Source organism: Nodosilinea sp. LEGE 07298 (assembly GCF_015207265.1).
Classification (GTDB): Bacteria; Cyanobacteriota; Cyanobacteriia; order Phormidesmidales; family Phormidesmidaceae; genus Nodosilinea.
On record NZ_JADEXE010000116.1, the window covers coordinates 1 to 18,753 of the forward strand.

17 protein-coding genes are annotated in these 18,753 nt (G+C 56.0%); 9 read left to right on the plus strand and 8 right to left on the minus strand.

Translation table 11 applies throughout. The annotated features are described in order from the left end of the window. From IQ273_RS16520 to IQ273_RS16530, 3 genes are all read right to left on the minus strand, one after another. Nucleotides 1–1,127: HAMP domain-containing sensor histidine kinase (locus tag IQ273_RS16520; protein ID WP_194024268.1), on the minus strand; the 1,127-nt coding region annotated here is incomplete at its 3' end. A gap of 123 nt (nt 1,128–1,250) precedes the next feature. Beyond that, nucleotides 1,251–2,297, minus strand: coding sequence for a thiamine-phosphate kinase (gene thiL / locus IQ273_RS16525; RefSeq protein WP_194024269.1), 1,047 nt, complete (start codon nt 2,295–2,297; stop codon nt 1,251–1,253). A gap of 213 nt (nt 2,298–2,510) precedes the next feature. Continuing rightward, a complete protein-coding gene (locus tag IQ273_RS16530) occupies nt 2,511–3,653 on the minus strand; it encodes a peptidylprolyl isomerase (RefSeq protein ID WP_194024270.1) in 1,143 nt (380 codons plus the stop codon). 262 nt (nt 3,654–3,915) lie between these two features. Here IQ273_RS16530 and efp point away from each other — a divergent pair, with 262 nt between their 5' ends. The 3 genes from efp (at nt 3,916) to pyrF (ending at nt 5,822) form a co-directional block, all read left to right on the plus strand. Further along, nucleotides 3,916–4,473, plus strand: coding sequence for an elongation factor P (gene efp, locus IQ273_RS16535; protein WP_194024271.1), 558 nt, complete (start codon nt 3,916–3,918; stop codon nt 4,471–4,473). 112 nt (nt 4,474–4,585) lie between these two features. After that, nucleotides 4,586–5,077 (plus strand): acetyl-CoA carboxylase biotin carboxyl carrier protein, encoded by a 492-nt coding sequence (gene accB / locus IQ273_RS16540; protein WP_194024272.1) that lies wholly within the window; start codon nt 4,586–4,588, stop codon nt 5,075–5,077. Between the two features lie 19 nt (nt 5,078–5,096). Further along, complete coding sequence (gene pyrF, locus IQ273_RS16545; RefSeq protein ID WP_194024273.1) at nt 5,097–5,822, plus strand: orotidine-5'-phosphate decarboxylase; 726 nt, start codon at nt 5,097–5,099, stop codon at nt 5,820–5,822. 607 nt (nt 5,823–6,429) lie between these two features. Here pyrF and cofH read toward each other — a convergent pair. The 3 genes from cofH to thrC all read right to left on the minus strand — a co-directional run bounded on the left by cofH (nt 6,430) and on the right by thrC (nt 9,561). Then, nucleotides 6,430–7,704 carry a 7,8-didemethyl-8-hydroxy-5-deazariboflavin synthase subunit CofH gene (cofH, locus tag IQ273_RS16550; protein WP_228053211.1) on the minus strand — a complete coding sequence of 425 codons (1,275 nt, stop codon included), beginning with the start codon at nt 7,702–7,704 and terminating at the stop codon, nt 6,430–6,432. A gap of 143 nt (nt 7,705–7,847) precedes the next feature. Beyond that, the gene (locus IQ273_RS16555) at nt 7,848–8,123 is read right to left on the minus strand and encodes a MoaD/ThiS family protein (RefSeq protein WP_194024275.1); all 276 of its coding nucleotides are present in this window, start codon (nt 8,121–8,123) and stop codon (nt 7,848–7,850) included. Nucleotides 8,124–8,256: 133 nt separating this feature from the next. Next, a complete protein-coding gene (gene thrC, locus IQ273_RS16560; protein ID WP_194024276.1) occupies nt 8,257–9,561 on the minus strand; it encodes a threonine synthase in 1,305 nt (434 codons plus the stop codon). 537 nt (nt 9,562–10,098) lie between these two features. Between thrC and ntcA the strand changes: the two genes are divergently transcribed. The 4 genes from ntcA (at nt 10,099) to IQ273_RS16580 (ending at nt 13,579) form a co-directional block, all read left to right on the plus strand. Next, nucleotides 10,099–10,770 carry a global nitrogen regulator NtcA gene (gene ntcA, locus IQ273_RS16565; protein WP_017297200.1) on the plus strand — a complete coding sequence of 224 codons (672 nt, stop codon included), beginning with the start codon at nt 10,099–10,101 and terminating at the stop codon, nt 10,768–10,770. 134 nt (nt 10,771–10,904) lie between these two features. Then, complete coding sequence (locus tag IQ273_RS16570) at nt 10,905–12,320, plus strand: DUF3084 domain-containing protein (protein ID WP_194024277.1); 1,416 nt, start codon at nt 10,905–10,907, stop codon at nt 12,318–12,320. Nucleotides 12,321–12,527: 207 nt separating this feature from the next. Continuing rightward, the gene (locus IQ273_RS16575; protein WP_194024278.1) at nt 12,528–12,917 is read left to right on the plus strand and encodes a PadR family transcriptional regulator; all 390 of its coding nucleotides are present in this window, start codon (nt 12,528–12,530) and stop codon (nt 12,915–12,917) included. A 110-nt stretch (nt 12,918–13,027) separates the two neighbouring features. Then, nucleotides 13,028–13,579 carry a cofactor assembly of complex C subunit B gene (locus IQ273_RS16580; protein WP_313898152.1) on the plus strand — a complete coding sequence of 184 codons (552 nt, stop codon included), beginning with the start codon at nt 13,028–13,030 and terminating at the stop codon, nt 13,577–13,579. Nucleotides 13,580–13,657: 78 nt separating this feature from the next. Here the strand turns inward: IQ273_RS16580 and IQ273_RS16585 are convergent, their stop codons facing one another. Continuing rightward, the gene (locus IQ273_RS16585; protein WP_194024279.1) at nt 13,658–13,984 is read right to left on the minus strand and encodes a DUF3155 domain-containing protein; all 327 of its coding nucleotides are present in this window, start codon (nt 13,982–13,984) and stop codon (nt 13,658–13,660) included. 243 nt (nt 13,985–14,227) lie between these two features. On the opposite strand from IQ273_RS16585, the gene IQ273_RS16590 reads away from it, so the two are divergent. Both IQ273_RS16590 and IQ273_RS16595 read left to right on the plus strand, forming a co-directional pair. Continuing rightward, nucleotides 14,228–15,763 (plus strand): GAF domain-containing sensor histidine kinase, encoded by a 1,536-nt coding sequence (locus tag IQ273_RS16590; RefSeq protein ID WP_194024280.1) that lies wholly within the window; start codon nt 14,228–14,230, stop codon nt 15,761–15,763. 261 nt (nt 15,764–16,024) lie between these two features. Beyond that, a complete protein-coding gene (locus IQ273_RS16595; RefSeq protein ID WP_194024281.1) occupies nt 16,025–17,191 on the plus strand; it encodes an alanine--glyoxylate aminotransferase family protein in 1,167 nt (388 codons plus the stop codon). A gap of 85 nt (nt 17,192–17,276) precedes the next feature. On the opposite strand, the gene glyQ is transcribed toward IQ273_RS16595, so the two are convergent. Then, nucleotides 17,277–18,164: a glycine--tRNA ligase subunit alpha gene (gene glyQ, locus IQ273_RS16600; RefSeq protein ID WP_194024282.1), complete on the minus strand. Its 888-nt coding sequence runs from the start codon at nt 18,162–18,164 to the stop codon at nt 17,277–17,279. Nucleotides 18,165–18,753: the final 589 nt, after the last annotated feature.

Below are 18,753 nucleotides of genomic sequence, written 5' to 3' on the forward strand. Positions count from 1 at the left end.
AGCTGCTGCAGATGGGCGGCTAGGGCGGGGTTGCGGGCCTCGCGATCGCCCACAATCAGCAGCTGGGGTACGTTCACCGTGAGCTGCTGATGCACCTCTGCCCAACTGCGGCAGCCGTTTACCTGCCAACCACAGGCTCGAACATAGGCCATTAGAGCCCGGTGATGGTCGAGATCGGTGTCGATTACCACCAGGCGTTGTTCCCCAGACCCTAACAGTGGCGCGCTAATTGTTTGGGCTGCCGCTGTCGCACTGTCCCCTACCCCCTGTAGCGGCAACCGCAGAAAGAACTGGCTACCCTGCCCCACCACTGACTCAACTCGCAGGTGGCCGCCGTGGAGCTGGGCCAGCTGACGAGTCAGGGCCAGCCCTAATCCGGCCCCATCGTACTGGCGATTAAGCTCGTGGTCGAGTTGGGTAAAGGGCTGAAAAATTTGCTCTAGCTGCTCCGCTGGAATGCCAATGCCGGTGTCTTCAACCTTAAATTCTATTTGGGCATCATGGCGTTGTACCGCCAGCGTGACCCGCCCTTTGGGCGTAAACTTGACTGCGTTCGATAGCAGATTGAGCAACATCTGGCGCAGGCGACGCTCGTCGGCCAAACAGGTGTCGGCATCGGTCGATCCTCGGTAGGTTAGCGTTAGCCCCTTCTCGGTGGCTCGGGGCTGAATCATAGCCAGGCACGATTGACACAGCTCTGGCAGCGACACCTCCGACATCCGCAGGTGCTCTTGGCCCGACTCCACCTTAGACAGGTCGAGAATGTCGCTGATGATGGCCAGCAGGTGCTCGCCGCTGCCGTGAATATAGTCTAGGTATTCCACCTGCTTGGCGTTGAGCGGACCAACTACCTGGCGCGACAGCAGCGCCGATAGCCCCAGCACAGCATTGAGCGGAGTGCGCAGCTCGTGGCTAATCATGGCCAGAAATCGGCTTTTGGCCTGGCTGGCGGCTTCTGCTGCCTGGCGCTGGGCCTCTAGAGCCTGGGTGCGTTGGGTCTGCCGAACCTCGTCGAGGGGGGGCGGTAGGCGGCTGGCCTCGCGCTGGGCCAACACCTGCTGAAGCTGCTCAAAGGCGGCCTCATCTCGACAGAGGGGCCGCAGGTTGTCCAGAGAGTTAGCAGTCATGGTAAAACAGGCGGTCGGGCTGATGGGTTAATCCTGGGATCCGGCCTCTGACCGGGTTCACTCCCATTAAACCCTACCGGGCTGGGGCCGCTCCATTCCGAAACTATTGTTTAGGGCTGAGATTTAGGGTTGGTCAGCGGGTTGGGAATCCGTCGTAAAGTGCTGAAACCCCTGATTAAAGCTGAGTTGGAGGGGAGCTGTGGCGTCTGTGGCGTCTATAGGCTGTAGTTCAACAACCCTGGTTGATGTGGTTTCACCAACAATGGCGCAATCTTGTCCCAGTCTGGCTCGCAGCGCTTCGGCCTCGGGCCAGGGCAGGCACAGCACCAGCTCAAAGTCTTCGCCGCCGTAGAGGCACCAGTCGATCGCCTGCGATCGCCCCACCCAGCCTACTACCGCCGGGTCAATAGGCAGGTCGCTTGCCCGTAGCATGGCCCCTACCTCGCTGGCTCGACACAGGTGCAGCACTGCATTGGCCAGGCCGTCGCTAGAGTCCATCGCGGCGATCGCGGTTGTATTGGCCTCGTCCCCTAGTACCTGCCCTAGGGCCGCGATCGCGTCAAAGCGGGGTTGGGGCCGCTGGTGGGCCGCTATCCAGCGATCGCGATCGGCGGTGGCTACCTCTGCGCCCTGCTCGGGGTGCAGCAGCAGCTCAAGCCCCGCCCGCGACAGGCCGTGGTGACCCGTAGCCACGATCGCCTGCCCTGGCTGAGCCCGATGGCGGTAGAGCGCGCGTTCGGACAATACGCTGCCGAGGGCGGTAATGGCCACGCTCTTCGTGTCGGCGCGGCAGAGGTCGCCCCCCAGCACCACGCCGCCCCAGCGGATGAGGCAGGCGGCCATGCCCTGGTATAGCTCTTCTACCCAATCTAGGGGAGTATGCCCTGGCAGGCTGAGGCCAACCGTAATCCCTATCGGGGTTGCCCCCATGGCGGCCAGGTCAGAGAGGTTGGCGGCGACAGCTCGCCAGCCCACGTCGGCTGGAGCGGTGGTGCGATCGCTAAAGTGCACCCCATCCACCAGCACGTCGGTTGTAACCACTAGCCGCTGGTCCGGAGGCAAGTCAATCACAGCCCCGTCGTCACCAATCACATCCCCAGGACAAAACCGGAACAGCCGCTGCAGCAGCCCCAGTTCCCCTAGTTCGGCAATGGTTGATGGATCGCTCACAACAGCAGCGCCAAAAAAGAAACTAGAAGGAAGACACTAGTAGACAGCGGCATAAGTGTACGACTATTCCAATCGCGAGGGAGCAGGGGAGCTAGGGAGCCAAGCGAGCCGGAATGGTGGGCATATTTCAGCCGTCGAGTACTAGTGCAGCGTCAACGCTAAGAATTAGGGTGCCGTAGGGTACATTCGCACAGCAATGCACCGAGAGGAAGGCTAGGATGGCTGCACCAAATTTTCGGCTCCGGCAACCACCTGAATCGACTCGATGCGATCGCCCTGGGTGAGCTGCTCTAAGACCTCTTTATTCTCAACCACATAGCCAAACACGGCGTAGCGCCCATCCAGCAGGTTTAGCCCCGCTGGCGTCATCTCGGGCTCAAACAAGAAGAAGAAAAACTGAGACGAGGCCCCGTTGGGGTCGGTATTAGGGCGGGCCATACCCAGCGTGCCAAAGGCCGAGAAGGGCAGCACCGGCGCGTCTAAAAATCGGCCGATTTCTTCTAGCGTGGTGCCATAGACGGGTGCCTCGTCGCCTTCGACTAAAACCTCTAGGGGTATGGCTCGGTAGGTCTTGGTCTTGGGGTCAATAAAGCCATCTTCGGGGCCAGCGGGGTCGCCAGTTTGCAGCACGTAGTTGTCTTCGGCTCGATTAAACTCCATACCGTCGTAGAAGCCCCGCTGTACCAGGTCAATAAAGTTGCCGCTGGTCACTGGCGCACTGTAGCCATCGATGACGGCCTGCATAGTGCCCTTGTTGGTTTTGATTTCCACCGTGGCGCGGCCCTTGAGCTGAGGTAGGGTGTCGTACTCCGGCGGCACAGCGTAGGGAAAGTCTTGCACCATCAGCTCCTCGATCCGGCTGACGTCGTCGAGCATAGCGGCTCGCTTGAGCCATACAGTCTCGCGATCGCGCAGGTCGACCCCCTCCCGCAGGGGCACTAGCTGGGCTTCCATATCGTCGAGGTAGGAGATCGCTGCCGCCCGTTTGCCGCTGGGCACCGATGCCAGCATGGCTTCTCGGTTGCGCATCAAAATACGCTCTACTTTGTTTAGATCTTTGCCGATTGGTCCCCAGCGTTTGCTCCGCAACCAGTCTGATAGACCTTCTAAAGTGGCCTGTACCTTGCGAATATCGGGATTGTCAATGGGTAACGAGTAGCGCAGCAGCGCCTGGCCATCGGTAATGGCATTACCCGGCGGCAGATAGGCTACGAGAGGGCCAGTTGGCAGAGCGGCGGCGGCGGCGGTTGGGCCTAGCCACAGGCTAACCACCACCATCAACCCCCATCCCAGCTGAGCCAATGTGCTCCAACCTAACCCTAGCCGTGTTTTGATTGCCCGCATGTTCTTGGCCATAACTCTATAATTTCCGCCCCCGGCGGCCTCTATCCTGCAGCGCACTACGCCCTTACAATCTTGTCATACTCTGGAGCGACCCTGAGCCCTGCCCCGCTGACTAGAGCCATTCTCTTTAAGCTCAGTGCTTCGATAATGCTTTCAAGCCGTAGCTTTTGGTTCACCTAGCCTAGACCCCGATTGAGGGCAAAATCCTGTGGGAAATGCCCGTAGGGGAGTAAAATGAGATGCCAAATGAAGACTGTCCACCGTAGCCAGCGCCATGATTTCTAGCAATGACTTTCGCACCGGTACCTCCATTGAGCTAGACGGCTCCGTCTGGCGCGTGGTCGAGTTCCTCCATGTTAAGCCGGGTAAAGGCTCCGCCTTTGTGCGCACCAAGCTCAAGAATGTCAAATCTGGCAACACCGTCGAAAAGACCTTTCGAGCTGGCGAAACCGTACCCCAGGCGGTGATTGAAAAGCGAGACATGCAGCATACTTACCGCGATGGTGAGGATCTGGTCTTTATGGACATGGAAACCTATGAGGAAGTTCGTCTAACCACCGATGAAATCGGCCCTCAAGTTAAATATTTAAAAGAGGAAATGGGCGTCAGTGTCGTGAGCTGGAATGGCCAGATCTTAGAGGTTGAGCTGCCCAACTCCATCGTGTTGGAAGTCACCCAAACCGACCCTGGTGTTAAGGGTGACACTGCAACCGGTGGCACCAAACCCGCTATTCTCGAAACCGGTGCCCAGGTTATGGTGCCGTTGTTTATCTCAATCGGCGAAAAAATTAAGGTTGATACCCGCACCGATACCTACCTGGGCCGCGAGTAGAGTTCCTTTCGTCAATGTTATGTACTGGCGTCAAGAGATCGGAGCTGCCTCTGGCTCGATCGGGTCGCCAAATCCTCTATGAACATCGATCAGACCGTATGAGACTTACGCCGTGCAACTAAGCGTCACCGACCTGAGAGAATTAGTCGCTGCCCTGAGCCAGAGCGATATTGTTGAGCTCACCCTAAAGAGTTCAGACTTTGAACTCACCCTGCGCAAACCCGGCGCTATAGTGGCGGTGGCGGCGGCACCCGTGGCCTCAGTGGCCGGACAAGACCTGGTCGTGAGTGCCCCTCAGCCTGTGGTCGAGTCGACCCCGGCCTCGACCGCCTCAGCCGTAGCGCCACCGGGCAAGGGCAGTGACTTAATTGCCATTAACTCCCCTATGGTCGGCACGTTTTATCGGTCTCCAGCCCCCGAAGAGCCTCCCTTTGTAGGTGTGGGCGATCGCATCAGCAGCGGGCAGACGGTGTGTATTATCGAAGCCATGAAGCTGATGAACGAGCTAGAGGCCGAGGTTAGTGGTGAAATCGTGGAAATATTAGTTGAAAATACCCAGCCTGTTGAGTTTGGCCAAACCCTGATGCTGGTGCGACCCGTCTGACCTTTGCCCTGGTGTGTCTATGACTGTTGACCAGCGCATAATTGTGCCATTGGATGTCCCATCTGCTGCTGCGGCCCTGGCCCTGGTGGAGGCGTTGCCCCAGGTGAGCTTCTGGAAGGTGGGGCTAGAACTGTTTGTCAGCGCTGGGCCAGAGCTAATTGAGGCCCTCAAGGCGCGGCAAAAGCGTGTATTCCTCGACCTCAAGTTTCACGATATTCCCAACACGATGGCGGGGGCTTGTGCCGCTGCGGGTCGCTACGGAGCCGACCTGCTAACCGTCCACACGGCGGCGGGCAAAGAGGCCCTGGTGGCAGCCCAAACCGCAGCGATCGCCGGAGCCGAAGCGGCCGGTGTTGATCCTCCTGTTGTGCTAGGCGTAACGCTGCTGACCAGCATTGCCCCCAACGTTCTGGCTGAAGAGCTCAAAGTTCCTCTCGAATCGACCAGTTACGTCCTGCAAATGGCCCGACTGGCCCAAGATAGCGGCCTCCAAGGAGCGGTCTGCTCACCCCAGGAAGCCAGCCAGCTGCGGCGCTTTTTGCCCAGCGATTTCGCCCTGGTGTGCCCTGGGGTCCGCCCCACCTGGGCCAGCAGCCAAGACCAGCGTCGCACCCTTACCCCCCTGCAGGCACTCCAGGCCGGAGCCACCTATTTGGTGATTGGTCGCCCAATTACGGCCGCCCCTGATCCCGCCGCTGCCTTTGGTCGCATCTGTGAAGAATGTTCTGCCGCGATCGTCCCCTAGTGCACCAGATTGTGTGCCGATTACTGTTGCCCCTTGGGCTGGGGGTAGCCGTTCTGACCGCCCCCAGCAACAGTTTTGCCCAGGAACCCGAAACCCCGGCGAGCCCAAACTCTTCCTACCTACGGCCTGCTAACCGCTGCCCCAGCGATCTGCAGGGGCTGACCACGCGACTATTAACTGACCTGCCGAGCTACGCCAACCGAGTGGCTAGCCGCAATCTGCGCTTGCCGGTAGAGGAGCCCAGCGTTGCTCCTCCTAACATCGTTGTGATTGCTAGCCTACCCGACTTTACCCCCATTGACCTGTCCGACTTCCCCCCCGCTGATGGTGGTCTAGACAGCACTGCTATGGCTGGCGGTGGGGCCAATGCTGGCAGCATGCTTCAGCAGGTGTTTTTTACTACCCTAGAGCGCCAGTACTGGCGCAACCAAATGGTTTCGCTGCAAAACTACCACTGGTTGTTTCTAGTCCAGAACCAAGACGGCTGGTATCTGGGCCTGTTGTACTCCAGCCTGGGCCGCTATCCCTCGGGTGATGCTCCTCTATCGCCAGTCGCTGGCCAGCGCGCGCCTACACCACCCGAGGAAAGCAGCGACGGCATTATTGGTCAGGCGATTAGGCTCTGGCTTCGTGACTGCCGGGCTGGGGCCGTGTTCCCGGCCAGTGCAGCGGAAGACTCCACATTTCCAGACTCTGCCGTTCCGCCTGAGTCAATCCCGCCTGAGTTAATCCTGCCTGAGTCAATCTTGCTAGATAACACGATCGATCCGTAGAGGGTGTCGCGCTGACTTGCGGGGCGGTTCAGGCTGGCGATCGCGCCCCGCAAGTCGTCTACCGTCATGCAGGTGCCCCCCTGGGCTCCAGCCATGGTGGTGATGTGCTCTTCCATCAGCGTGCCGCCGATATCGTTGCAGCCCCAGGTCAGCGCTTCGGTGGCCCCGGCCAGCCCTAGCTTGACCCAGCTGGGCTGGTGGTTCACAATCCAGTTGCCAAGGTAAATGCGGGCTACTGCCATCAATAACAGCGCATCGGCCAGCACCGGCTGGTCGCGCCCTACTCGGCGGCGCAGCGGTCTGGGTGCCTCTTGCCCCACAAAGGGCAGCACAATAAACTCGGTGATCGCCGCCGTTCGACCCAATTCAACCGACTGACGCTGCAGCTGGCGCAGTTTTTCCAGGTGGGCTATTTGCTGGGTCGGGGTTTCGATGTGGCCCGACAGCATTGTGCTGGTGGTTGGCAGACCAATATCGTGGGCCTGCCCGATAATTTCTAGCCAGGTAGCAGAGTTAATTTTTTCAGGGCACAGCACCCGTCGCACGTCGTCATCTAGCACCTCTGCAGCCGTACCCGGCAGCGAGCCGACTCCGGCTGCCTGCAACGCCAGCAGTACATCGCGGTAGCTCAAACCATCTTGGCGAGCAATAAACTCCACCTCCTGGGGCGAAAAGGCGTGCAGATGCAGCGCCGGATAATTACCCTTAATGGTTTCAGCTAGCTTCAGGTAGTAGCGCAGGGAACTGCCGTTGATTTTGGCCTCGGGGTTGAGTCCGCCCTGCATACAGATCTCGGTGGCACCTGCTGCAACGGCCTCAGTGGCTTTTTCCAAAATCGGGGAGAAATCGAGCCAGTAGGCCCCTTCGCTCTGGGCGTCGCGGCGAAAGGCGCAAAAGTTGCAGTGCTGCTCGCAAACATTGGTGAAGTTGATGTTGCGGTTGACGATGTAGGTCACCGTTTCCCCAACCTGACGCTGACGCAGGGTATCGGCCGTCTGTTGAATGGCTGCCAGCGCCTCAGAGTCGCGCTGCTGCAATAGAGTTATTCCGTCAGCGGCTGGAATGTCGCGCCCAGCCAGAGCTTCAGCAAGAATCGGTTCAATATTCATAGGGTAAAGTGGGCCGCTGCCCATAACGCCACCTTTCTATTGTGACGGTTGAGCGCTCTAGGGTTAAGCCCAGGCTACAAAGCGCGATCGCCCCAGGGAAGCCTAAGCCCCCTGAGGCGATCGCGCAAACTATCCTAAAATTTCTAGCCCCCAGCTACGGCAGGCACAATGCTGACTTCGTCACCGTCGCTGAGGGAGGTCTCTTTACCATCGAGAAAACGAATATCTTCGCTGTTGACGTAGAAGTTGACGAAGCGGCGCAGTTCACCGGCATCGTCACAGAGGCGAGCTTTAATGCCGGGGCAGTTGCTCTCCAGGTCGTTGAGCAGTTCTACGATGTTGCCGCCGCTGCATTCAAGCGCGGCCTGGTTGTTGGTGAACTTTTGTAGGGGGGTGGGAATGAGTACTTTTACAGCCATGGTGATGTCTATATCTAAGCTAAGGTCGGAAGGATCTAAGGTCTAAGCACAGTCAAAAAAATGATCCCACAGCGATCGCCGGGAGATCGAGCGGGCCAAGCCAAACAGACTCAGCCCGGTTAGCATCGGCAGTTTATACGGGCACCTGCTGCCACTCCAGGCGATCTAGGGTGCGAGACCGCTCCAGAGCCCGCTCAAAGCTTTCGAGCTTGGGCTCGATGGTGAAGGGCTCGCCAATATAGCCCTGCACGGCCTCCTGAGTCTTTAAGCCGTTACCGGTGATATAGACCACCGTAGACTCATCGTGGTCGATTTTACCGGCTTCTACCAGCTTCTTGAGTACCGCAATGGTGGTGCCGCCAGCGGTTTCGGTAAAGATGCCTTCGGTTTCGGCCAGCAGCTTCATCCCCTCAATCACCTCAGCATCGGTCACCGACTCAATGTTGCCGTTGGTCTTGCGGGCAATGTCGAGGGCGTAGATGCCGTCGGCGGGGTTGCCAATGGCGATCGACTTGGCGATCGTATTGGGCTTCACCGGGGTGACAAAATCGCGGCCTTCTCTAAAGGCTTGGGCAATGGGGGAGCAGCCTTCGGCCTGGGCTCCGCTAAAGCGCACGGGCTTGTCGTCGACCAAACCCACCTTCACGAATTCCTGGAAGCCCTTGTGGATTTTGGTGAATAGAGAGCCGGAGGCCAAAGGAGCGACAATATGGTCGGGCAGTCGCCAACCCAGTTGCTCAGCGACTTCGTAGCCCAGAGTTTTAGACCCTTCAGAATAGTAGGGGCGCAGGTTGATATTGACGAAGCCCCAGCCGTGGGTGTTAGCCACTTCAGAACAGAGGCGATTGACCTGGTCGTAGTTGCCCTGTACCGCCATCACGGTGGGATTGTAAATCAGGGTGCCCAGTACCTTGCCGGCCTCTAAATCGGAGGGGATAAATACGCAGCAGTCTAGCCCAGCATGTGCCGCGATCGCCGCTGTAGAGTTGGCTAGGTTGCCGGTGCTGGCGCAGGAAACCGTGGTAAACCCTAGCTCTTGCGCTCGGGTGAGGGCTACCGATACCACCCGATCCTTGAAGCTGAGGGTGGGCATATTGACGGCATCGTTCTTTATATAGAGTTCTTTAAGACCCAGCTGCCGCGCCAGACGCTTAGAGCGCACCAGAGGCGTCATACCCGTGCCCACATCGATGGGAGTGTCGGTGCTAACCGGCAAAAAGTCTTTGTAGCGCCAAATGGACAGTGGCCCAGCCTGAATGGTGCTGCGAGTCACCCGCTGACGAATCGCATCGTAGTCGTAGGCCACCTCAAGTGGACCAAAGCAAACGTCTTCACAGACGTGCTTAGCACCCAAATCGTAGGTTTCGCCGCACTCTCGGCACTTCAGGGCTGAAAAGGTAGGCGTGGTGGCGATGGAGCGTTCGATAGACTGCGTCATGGCGGTTTCTCTAGGGTCTTTACTTTAGGGTCTCGTGGAGTAGCGGTTAGCGCGCCGAATTAAGTTATTCAGAACGTAACACCGAAAACAAGATCTGGTCAAACATACCCGACTAAAAAAGTCGGGTATAGGCTTGATCTTGTTTTCAAAGGCTTTTCGCTGACTCTAGTGAGATAGCTACAATTCTTAAGCAGTACAATCTGCTGCGACGCTTCTGGAAGCTTTTGATAGATCCTTTATTTCCTTATTTCCCCTGCCTTGCTCGGTAGGAAAGGGAACCCAGCGAAACCCGCGACCGCAGGAAAAACCCGGTTCACAGGCCGACAAAGTAGCGTGCTATACAAACACCTCCCATGCAGTTGAGGTTAAGTGATCTAAAGTCATGGAACGTTTGCATTATCGAATGTGCCAGACCAGTTAAACTGCTCTATGCTTGGTGCCCAAGGTGGTCTGCACCGAGGGCTTAGCCGTAATTTGGCGGTGTAGAGTAGTCAGCTCAGTGTAGATACCTTCTGTGATGCTCTTAGCAGAACGTTTATGGTAGTGACCCAAGATAAGCCGCTTGCCAATGTCTTCCGCCAGCTCTCAGGAGGTGCATTTCCTCCTGTCGTTGAGTCCTACGATCGGGGCAAGACCATTTTCTTTCCTGGCGACCCCGCCGAACGGGTCTACTTTTTGTTGAAAGGGGCCGTTAAGCTATCGCGAGTATACGAGGCTGGCGAAGAAATTACGGTGGCCCTGCTGCGAGAAAATAGCGTATTCGGGGTGCTATCGCTGATTACGGGCAATCGGTCTGACCGCTTTTATCATTCTGTGGCGTTTACGCCGGTAGAGCTACTGTCGGTGCCCATTGAGCAGGTTGAGCAGTCCTTAGAAGAAAATCCTGAACTGGCTCTATTGATGCTGCGAGGGTTGTCGTCTCGGATTTTGCAGACCGAGATGATGATTGAAACGCTAGCCCACCGCGATATGGGATCGCGTCTGGTTAGCTTTTTGCTAATTCTCTGCCGCGATTTTGGCGTACCCAGCCAGGACGGCATTACGATTGACCTAAAGCTTTCTCACCAGGCGATCGCAGAGGCCATTGGCTCAACCCGGGTTACTGTAACCCGCCTGCTCGGCGACTTGCGCCAGGAGGGTATGATCTCTATTTATAAAAAGAAGATCACCGTTCACGATCCGGTTAACCTGAGTCAGCAATTTACTTAATCGGCGGCTGGGCTGGGCACAAAATGGCGATTTGGCCTAAAAGCTGGGACTGAGACTAGCGGTCGGTTCGGCCTGGGCGTACAAGAGCCTGACCCATGCAGTAGAGTAAGTGCAAACTCCCCTGTGACAGGTGCATGGTTTCTGGGTACGTGTTAATTTTTGCGGTTTTGATGCTGGGGGGAGTCATTGCTACCCTGGGCGATCGAATTGGTATGAGGGTGGGCAAGGCCCGCCTGAGTTTGTTTAACCTGCGTCCTCGCCAAACGGCGACCGTCGTGAGTATTGCTACCGGGAGCATCATTTCAGCCTCTACGCTGGCGCTACTGTTTGGGGTGAGCAGTCAGTTGCGCACGGGGGTATTTGAGCTGGGTCGTATTCAGGATGATTTGGCTAGTGCCGAGGCGGACCTGGCCGAGGCCCAGTCTACTCAGGAAAATGTTGAAGCTGATTTAGAAGCCGCCACGGATGAACGTCAGCGAGCCTTAGGGCGGCTTCAGGAAGTGAATGAATCGCTCAATCGAGCTGTAGAACAGCAGGAATCTACAGAGTCAGAGCTGCGCCAAACGCTCGGCCAGCTCGATACCGTCTCACAGCAGGCTGAAACGCTGCGACAGTCGACGGCTACCCTACGAGTAGAGCGCGATCGCCTGTTGCAGCAGCAGGCTACCATTAGTAGTCAGATTGCCCAGCGCGATCAGCAGATTGCCCAGCTTGACCAGCAGATTGCCCAGCGCGATCAGCAGATTGCCCAGCGCGAGCAGCTGCTAGAGAGCCTGGAGGCCCAACAAGACTTTCTAGAGCAGCAGGTGGCGGCGCTACAAACCCAGTATCAGGGTCTGTTTCGCGGCAATATTGCCCTCAACCGCAACCAGGAGATTTTGACCGGGCAGGGGCGAGCTGAAACCCGGGCTCAGGCCGAAGAGTTTGTGACTGAATTTTTGCAGGAAGCCAATCGCATTGTGTTTCGCGCCATTGCCCCTGGTACGCCAATTGATCAGCAAATTTTGCTAATCGGCAATCGCGAGGTCGAAGCTCTCATCGAGCGCCTAGCCACAGGGGAAGACTACGTGGTGCGCCTGCTGTCGGCGGCCAACTATATCACCGGCGAACCCTGTGTTCTACAGCAGGGCGAGCCCTGTATTCAGGTATTTATCGACGCTACCCCCAACCAGCAAATTTATGCCCAGGGCGAGCGGTTAGCTACCGTAGCGCTCGATCCACCGCCCTTTGAAGATCGTCAGCTGGTTGAGCGGCTCAACCTGCTCCTAGCCGCAACCCAGTTTCGGGCTCGCCAAGATGGCGTTGTCATCGACGATAACCTCCAGGTGGCCGACAACCGCTCTGAAACCATTCTGAACTTCTTAGAGGCCGTGCAGCAATCGGGACAGGCCGTTGACCTCCAGGCCATTGCCGCCGCCGATATCTTTACGGCGGGGCCAGTACAGATCAATTTAGCCGCAGTGCGTGATGGGCAGACTTTATTTCAAACCAGCGTCACCCCTACTTGGCTGGAGAACGAAAGCGATCGCCCCGGTTTTGACGGCCGATAGCCTTATTCGGATCCAAACAAATTATCTTTGGTGGCGAATATTTAATAATGTCTAAAAAAATTTGCAGATAGTTACCATCTGCCCCTACTTCGATACTGTGGGGATCACCTGTGTTTAGAATTAGCCTAACTGTCAGCTGCTAATCAATTGCTTTTAACCCTCGCCTGCCTCAACGCAGGCAAACTTTAATATATCTGGAGCGATCCCATGAAATTTGAGGATATATATCAGTTCTTCGAGGATCCACCGCCAATTTACCTCAACAAAGAGCTTGCCGTTTGCTATGTGTTATCGGTGTTGCTCCAGCAAGATTCCTACGGCACTGAGTTGATCCAGCGGTTGACTCACCACTATCCCCACTATCGCTTATCTGACACCGTACTGTACGGGGCTCTTAAGTTTTTAGAAGACGAAAACGCTATTGATGGCTATTGGAAAAAGGTAGAAGGTCGGGGCCGCCCCCGTCGCATGTACCGCCTCAATCCCGATTGGCGACTGCAGTCTGAAGAGTTGGCCGAGTTTTGGAAAACCTATATGGGCGATCCGGTGCGGCCCACTCCAACCCAAAGTCCTGCTTATTCTTCCCCACGACGATGACGGCCTATTAATAGGCTACTCATGGGCCATCAACAGGATTGGGCCAATTGGGCCTACCTGAATGATCCATCATTCCGTACCCTAGAAAGGTACTTTCCGATGGCCCACCTGTGACCGAAACCGTAACCTACTCAACCCTAGTTCTAACCCTGCTCATGATGGTGGGGTTAGTTTTCTTTATTCGGGCGTCAACCAAAGACCGCATTGAAACCCTAACCCTGGCTCGCCCCGTAGCCCCGCTCACGCTGCTGCAAACGCTAACCACCCATTTTGAGGAGCGGGCATATACAGTGACAGCCGCTGAGGCCGATACTCAGCGCATTGTGCTGCGGGGCCGCGTGCGGCCTAGCCTGTTTTTAGCAGTTTTTTTAACCCTGCTGGCCGCCATTGGTGGGCTTTGCTTCGCGCTGGTGTTGACCAATTTGTGGCCCGCCTATGGAACTGGGTTTTTAGGATTGGTTGGTGTCGCGCCGATAGCCGGTTGGTTTTACTGGCAGGGGTCTGCCCGCGATGAAGACATCATCCTACAGGTTCGCCCAGAGGCCTCTTCAGAAGACCCTACCCGCCCATCTGCTACTGTCGCCGTCACGGCCCATCGCGACGAATTGATTGCCTTAGAACAAGATTTAGGTCGCGAAACCAAAAAAAAAGCTAGCCCTTAGGCTAGCTTTTCGGTACTAGATACGGATGACTCAGTCAACTCCTCTGAACCAGCTAGGCTGGTCAGAAGTCTATCTGGCTTAGTGAGTCAGGGTCTCTAGGGCTGAAGCATCCTCTTCCTCTTCTTCGCCAAGCAGAACCCGCAGACTGGGGAAGAGAAAATGATTCTCTTCAACGTATTGGGCTCCAAACAAACCCTTCTCGGCCCAAAAGTACCGGTCAGTAGTATGCTCGTTCCGTTTAACCAGCAGCAGGGCTGGGGGGGCGATGCCCTCGGAATGGATAAAATTCCGAGCTGCGGTTACGGGTTTTTCATTGCCGCTCTCAATACTATACTGAGGAACAGCCTCTAAGATACGACGGCCTTCTAAGCGACGACGACTCTTGCGCTTGCGTCTCCTTGCCAAGTTGCCTACCTCCCTCTCAGTGGATATTTGGATGTAGTTTCGGTTACAAAATTTGTTAACCAGGCCAAGTATATAGGCTCAAAATAAGAATTTCAACTTCTCTTAAAAATCAGGCCAAAAGTACCAAAAGCCATGGCTTGCAAAGGTTACGAGGGTGTTTAATGGAAATAGGCCTGAACAGAATTGTTAAAAAATTGACAAAACTTTAATTTTTCTTCCGTCAAACTCTTAAGTTGCTCTGCCATGATTGGCTCCTCTAGCTCCGAATTTATAGCTCTGTGTCAGTCTCAGGTGCTCCTGCTGACCCAGGCTTTAGGGGCAATGTCGACAGTAGTCTACCTGGTCGAAACCACGGCAGACTCAATGAGCCCTACTCTAGTGCCCCTGGTGGCTTATCCAGAGACCGCCGACCTTTGGAGTGGTTTGCGTAAAGGGTTGGCGGCGGTCTCTAGTAAGGAAAACGACTTGAGCAGCAGCGGGCAAACCTCGTCTCAAATTGCCATTCAGCTAGAAAATTGGCCTCCTCGTCCTGGGGCTGCCGACCCTGAGCCGTCAGCCTATGCCTCTAATGCAAATGAGCAACGCGATGAATTGCCTAAGGATAAGGTGGTTTCGTTACCTTCTGGTTTAGCCTCCCAAGGTTTACAGGCCGAGGCGGCGGCTTATCCGCTGGTGCTGCCCCTAGCCCATGAGGGGGTTGTGCTGGGCATGATGGTCAGCACCCGCGATGCTCAACCCTGGACGCCTGATGATTATCAGCAGGCAGAGCAGGTGGCTAGTACTCTGGCGATCGCCTGCGTGATGGATCAGCGTAGCCAGTGGCTACAGCGTCAGCTCAACCAGCGCCAGCTCAACCAGTCTGACCAGTCCGAAACGTTTCACGATCTGCTCCATCAGTTTCGTAATCCGCTGACGGCGCTACAAACTTTTGGCAAGCTGATGGTCAAACGCCTGCCGCCTGAGGATACCAATCGCCCCATTGCCGAGGGCATTGTGCGGGAAAGCCGGCGACTGCAAGATTTGGCTCAGCATTTTGATGATGCTGTGGCTACCGCTGATGAAACCCTCGCCCAGCCCACCAGTCCCTCAGTGGGTGGGTTACTGTTGCCCAGCTCAACCGTCGATCTTGCTGAGCATGCCGCCGCGACAAACGACGAGGAAGGCGCAGCCAGCCTGCTGGCGATCGCTCCAAGTCCGGGTCTGGGCCTGGGGCGATCGCTAACCGTAAAACCCGGCGCGATCGCGGATGTAGCTCTACCCTTGGTGCAGTCAATTCGGCCTCTGGCCCAGGAGCGGGGGCTGCATCTGGTGCATCATATTCCCAGCTCCCTGCCCGATGTCTGGCTTGACTCAGCCGCCCTGAGCGAAGTCCTGCACAACCTGATCGACAACGCGCTGAAGTATGCTTCCCCCGGATCACTGGTATGGGTAACGGCTGGGCTAGTGCAGCGTTTGAATACGCAGATCTTTCAAGGCATTGCCGTGGGCGATACCGGTGAGGGCATTCCCCCAGGCGACCAGCCGCAACTGTTTACCCGTCACTTTCGCGGGGTGCAGGCCCAGGGCAATATCCCCGGTACGGGGCTAGGTTTAGCAATTGTGCAAGATCTCGTTCAGGGAATGGGGGGACACATTGACCTGATTAGCCCGGTAGGTACCCCATGGCTGCCCCCCGAAGCTGCCGCTTACCCCCCTAGTCCGGGGACGTTGTTTGTGGTGTGGCTGCAAGTCTCCCCTGAAGCATCTCCGCTAGCGCTGGGTACCAAGGCCGACGCCTGAACCTAGAAGTAAGCTCGTTGGGGCGGTAGTTTCCCTATGTGTGGTTAACGCTACTAAAAGCTGCTTCCATAGGAGAATGAAACCAGCCTGACGACCGGGCTAGCACCTTTCGTCGTTATTGTTGATGTCATCTCACTTTGGTTTTTCTGGCGGCAAACTATTAACCCGCAGACCTTGTCATTAAAGGCGCGCCCAAACTCAGATTTCCCAAATTCAGATTTAATGAATCCAAACTAATCCAAATCAAACCTTAGTAAACCTATGGCAACCATCCTCTCCCCCACTCCGTCTACTCAGCTGGCTCCGCCCGCTGCCCTTAATCCCCTTGTTGTGCCCGAGCGGTTGCTGCTGGGGCCAGGTCCCTCTAATGCCGATCCTCGCGTTATTGCTGCTATGAACCAGCAGCCCATCGGTCACCTCGATGCCGCTTACCTGGCCATGATGGATGAGGTTCAAGACCTGCTGCGCTACACCTGGCAGACCACTAACCCTCTTACCTACACAGTGGCCGGTACGGGGTCAGCGGCTATGGAAGCCACGATTGCTAATGCCGTCGAGCCAGGCGATCGCGTGCTGGTCGCCGTCAAAGGTTACTTCGGCCATCGCCTGGTGGATATGACCCAACGCTACGGCGCTGATGTCGTCACTATTCACCAGCCCTGGGGCGAAGCCTTTACCCTCGATCAACTGACTGCGGCATTGGATGAATATCGACCTGCGGTGCTGGCTATCGTCCATGCCGAAACGTCTACTGGAGTGCGCCAGCCCCTCGAAGGGCTAGGAGCCGCCTGCGCTGCCCACGACTGTCTGCTGCTGGTCGACACCGTTACCAGTCTGGGGGGAGTGCCAATTTTCCTAGATGAATGGCAGGTTGATCTGGCCTACAGCTGTAGTCAAAAGGGGCTGAGCTGCGCTCCCGGTATTTCTCCTTTTACCATGAGCCCTCGTGCTGTTGCTAAACTAGAACGCCGCCGTCAGCCCGTAGCGAACTGGTATCTCGATGCCGCTTTGCTGCGCAAGTACTGGGGGCCAGAGCGGGTTTATCATCACACGGCCCCGGTCAATCTGACCTATGCCCTGCGCGAGGCTTTGCGTCTGCTGGCCGAAGAAGGACTAGAAGCTCGCTGGCAGCGCCACCAGCAAACTGCCGCCTACTTCTGGACCGGGTTAGCTGACCTTGGCCTCACCTGTCATGTAGAAGAATCGCTGCGGTTGCCCACCCTGACTACCGTGCGCGTGCCAAACGGAGTCGATGCAAAAGCCGTTAGTCGCCAGCTCATGTCCAACTACAATATTGAAGTTGGCGGTGGGCTCGGAGAACTGGGCGGCAAAGTATGGCGTATCGGCCTCATGGGCTACAACAGCCAGCCAGAACATGTTGATACCCTGTTGCATGCCCTGGGAACGGTGTTGCGTCAGGCCGTCTAATGCGTTAATCCGCTGATTATTTCTGGTAAAGGAAGAAGGGGGTTTCCATTATCTGCGGAGACCCCCTTCTTCCTTAGATAGACTTCTAGGCTACATTTCGTTGAGCGCTTTCCAACAGGGGAAACCCTAGCTTCTCCCGTTGTTCCAGGTAAAGCTGTGCCACTCGTCTGGCTAACCCTCGTACCTGGCGAATGTATCGGGTGCGCTCTGTTACCGAAATTACGCCTCGCGCATCCAGCAAATTAAAAGTGTGGGAGCACTTCAGCACGTAGTCGTAGCTCGGCAGCACCAGCCCTCGATCCATCAGCTGTTCCGCCTCCTGCTGGTATAGGTCGAACAGCGTAAACAGCAGTTCTGGGTTCGACGCTTCAAAGTTGTAGGTCGAGTTCTCAACCTCCGCCTGCATATATATATCGCCGTAGGTCAGTTGGTCATTCCACTGAATTTTGGCGATCGCATCTACCTCTTGCAGATACATCGTCAACCGCTCCAGCCCATAGGTCAACTCAATTGATACTGGGCGGCAGTCAATCCCTCCGCACTGCTGAAAATAAGTAAACTGAGTCACTTCCATGCCGTCTAGCCACACTTCCCAGCCCACACCCCAAGCACCCACCGCGGCATCTTCCCAGTTGTCCTCTACAAACCGAATGTCGTGGTCTTCCGGCTTGATCCCCATGGCCCGTAGCGACTCTATGTATATTTCCTGAATATCGCTTGGCGACGGCTTAATCAACACCTGGTATTGAAAGTAATGCTGATACCGGTTCGGGTTCTCCCCATAGCGCCCATCTGCCGGTCTTCGGCAAGGTTCCGCATAGGCCACCGCCCACGGTTCCGGCCCCAATGCCCGCAAAAACGTGTGTGGGCTCTTCGTTCCCGCCCCCTTCTCCGTGTCGTAGGGCTGCATAATCACACAGCCCTGCTTGGCCCAAAACTCATTCAGCGTCGCAATCACAGACTGAAAATACACGACTACCTCCAACTACTAATCCATCCGCAACTTTTAATAGTATTCAACAGATGTCTCTCAGCGTTGAGTGATCCTTGTATTTCAAGCATCACAGGTAGGCAGGCCAGCTTTGCCCACCCGTTGTAAAAGAAAAGCTAGGCCTGTCTATCATCTTCTATCAAAAAGCTGCCTTAACGCTGCCTTAAATCCTTTAACCCTTGCTCAGAGCCAATTTCGCCACGCTACCCTTGCCGTAATCTTCTTTAGAATTACCCCTAGAGTAAGATGTCTACGAGAAAAAAACTCTAAAAAAAATGTCAAATTCTGGCTTTAGCAGCTTCTAAAACGTCGAAACCCCTTCTTAAGAAGGGGTTTCGACGTTTTAGAAGCTTTCGAGTTAAGGTGTTGACACCACTAGAAAACAGCTCTATATTAGTAAAGCGCCTGAAGGAAACGACCAAAACAGGTCTGTTACTGATGGATGTAGCGAACCTCGACAACTACATAGTCTAGAAACAAAGCCAAGGTTCCTGTCAAGGATTAAATTGGTTTAACGATAGCACGAGTGTTGTTGTTAGGTCAAGTAAGAAGACAGAATCGGATACTGAGG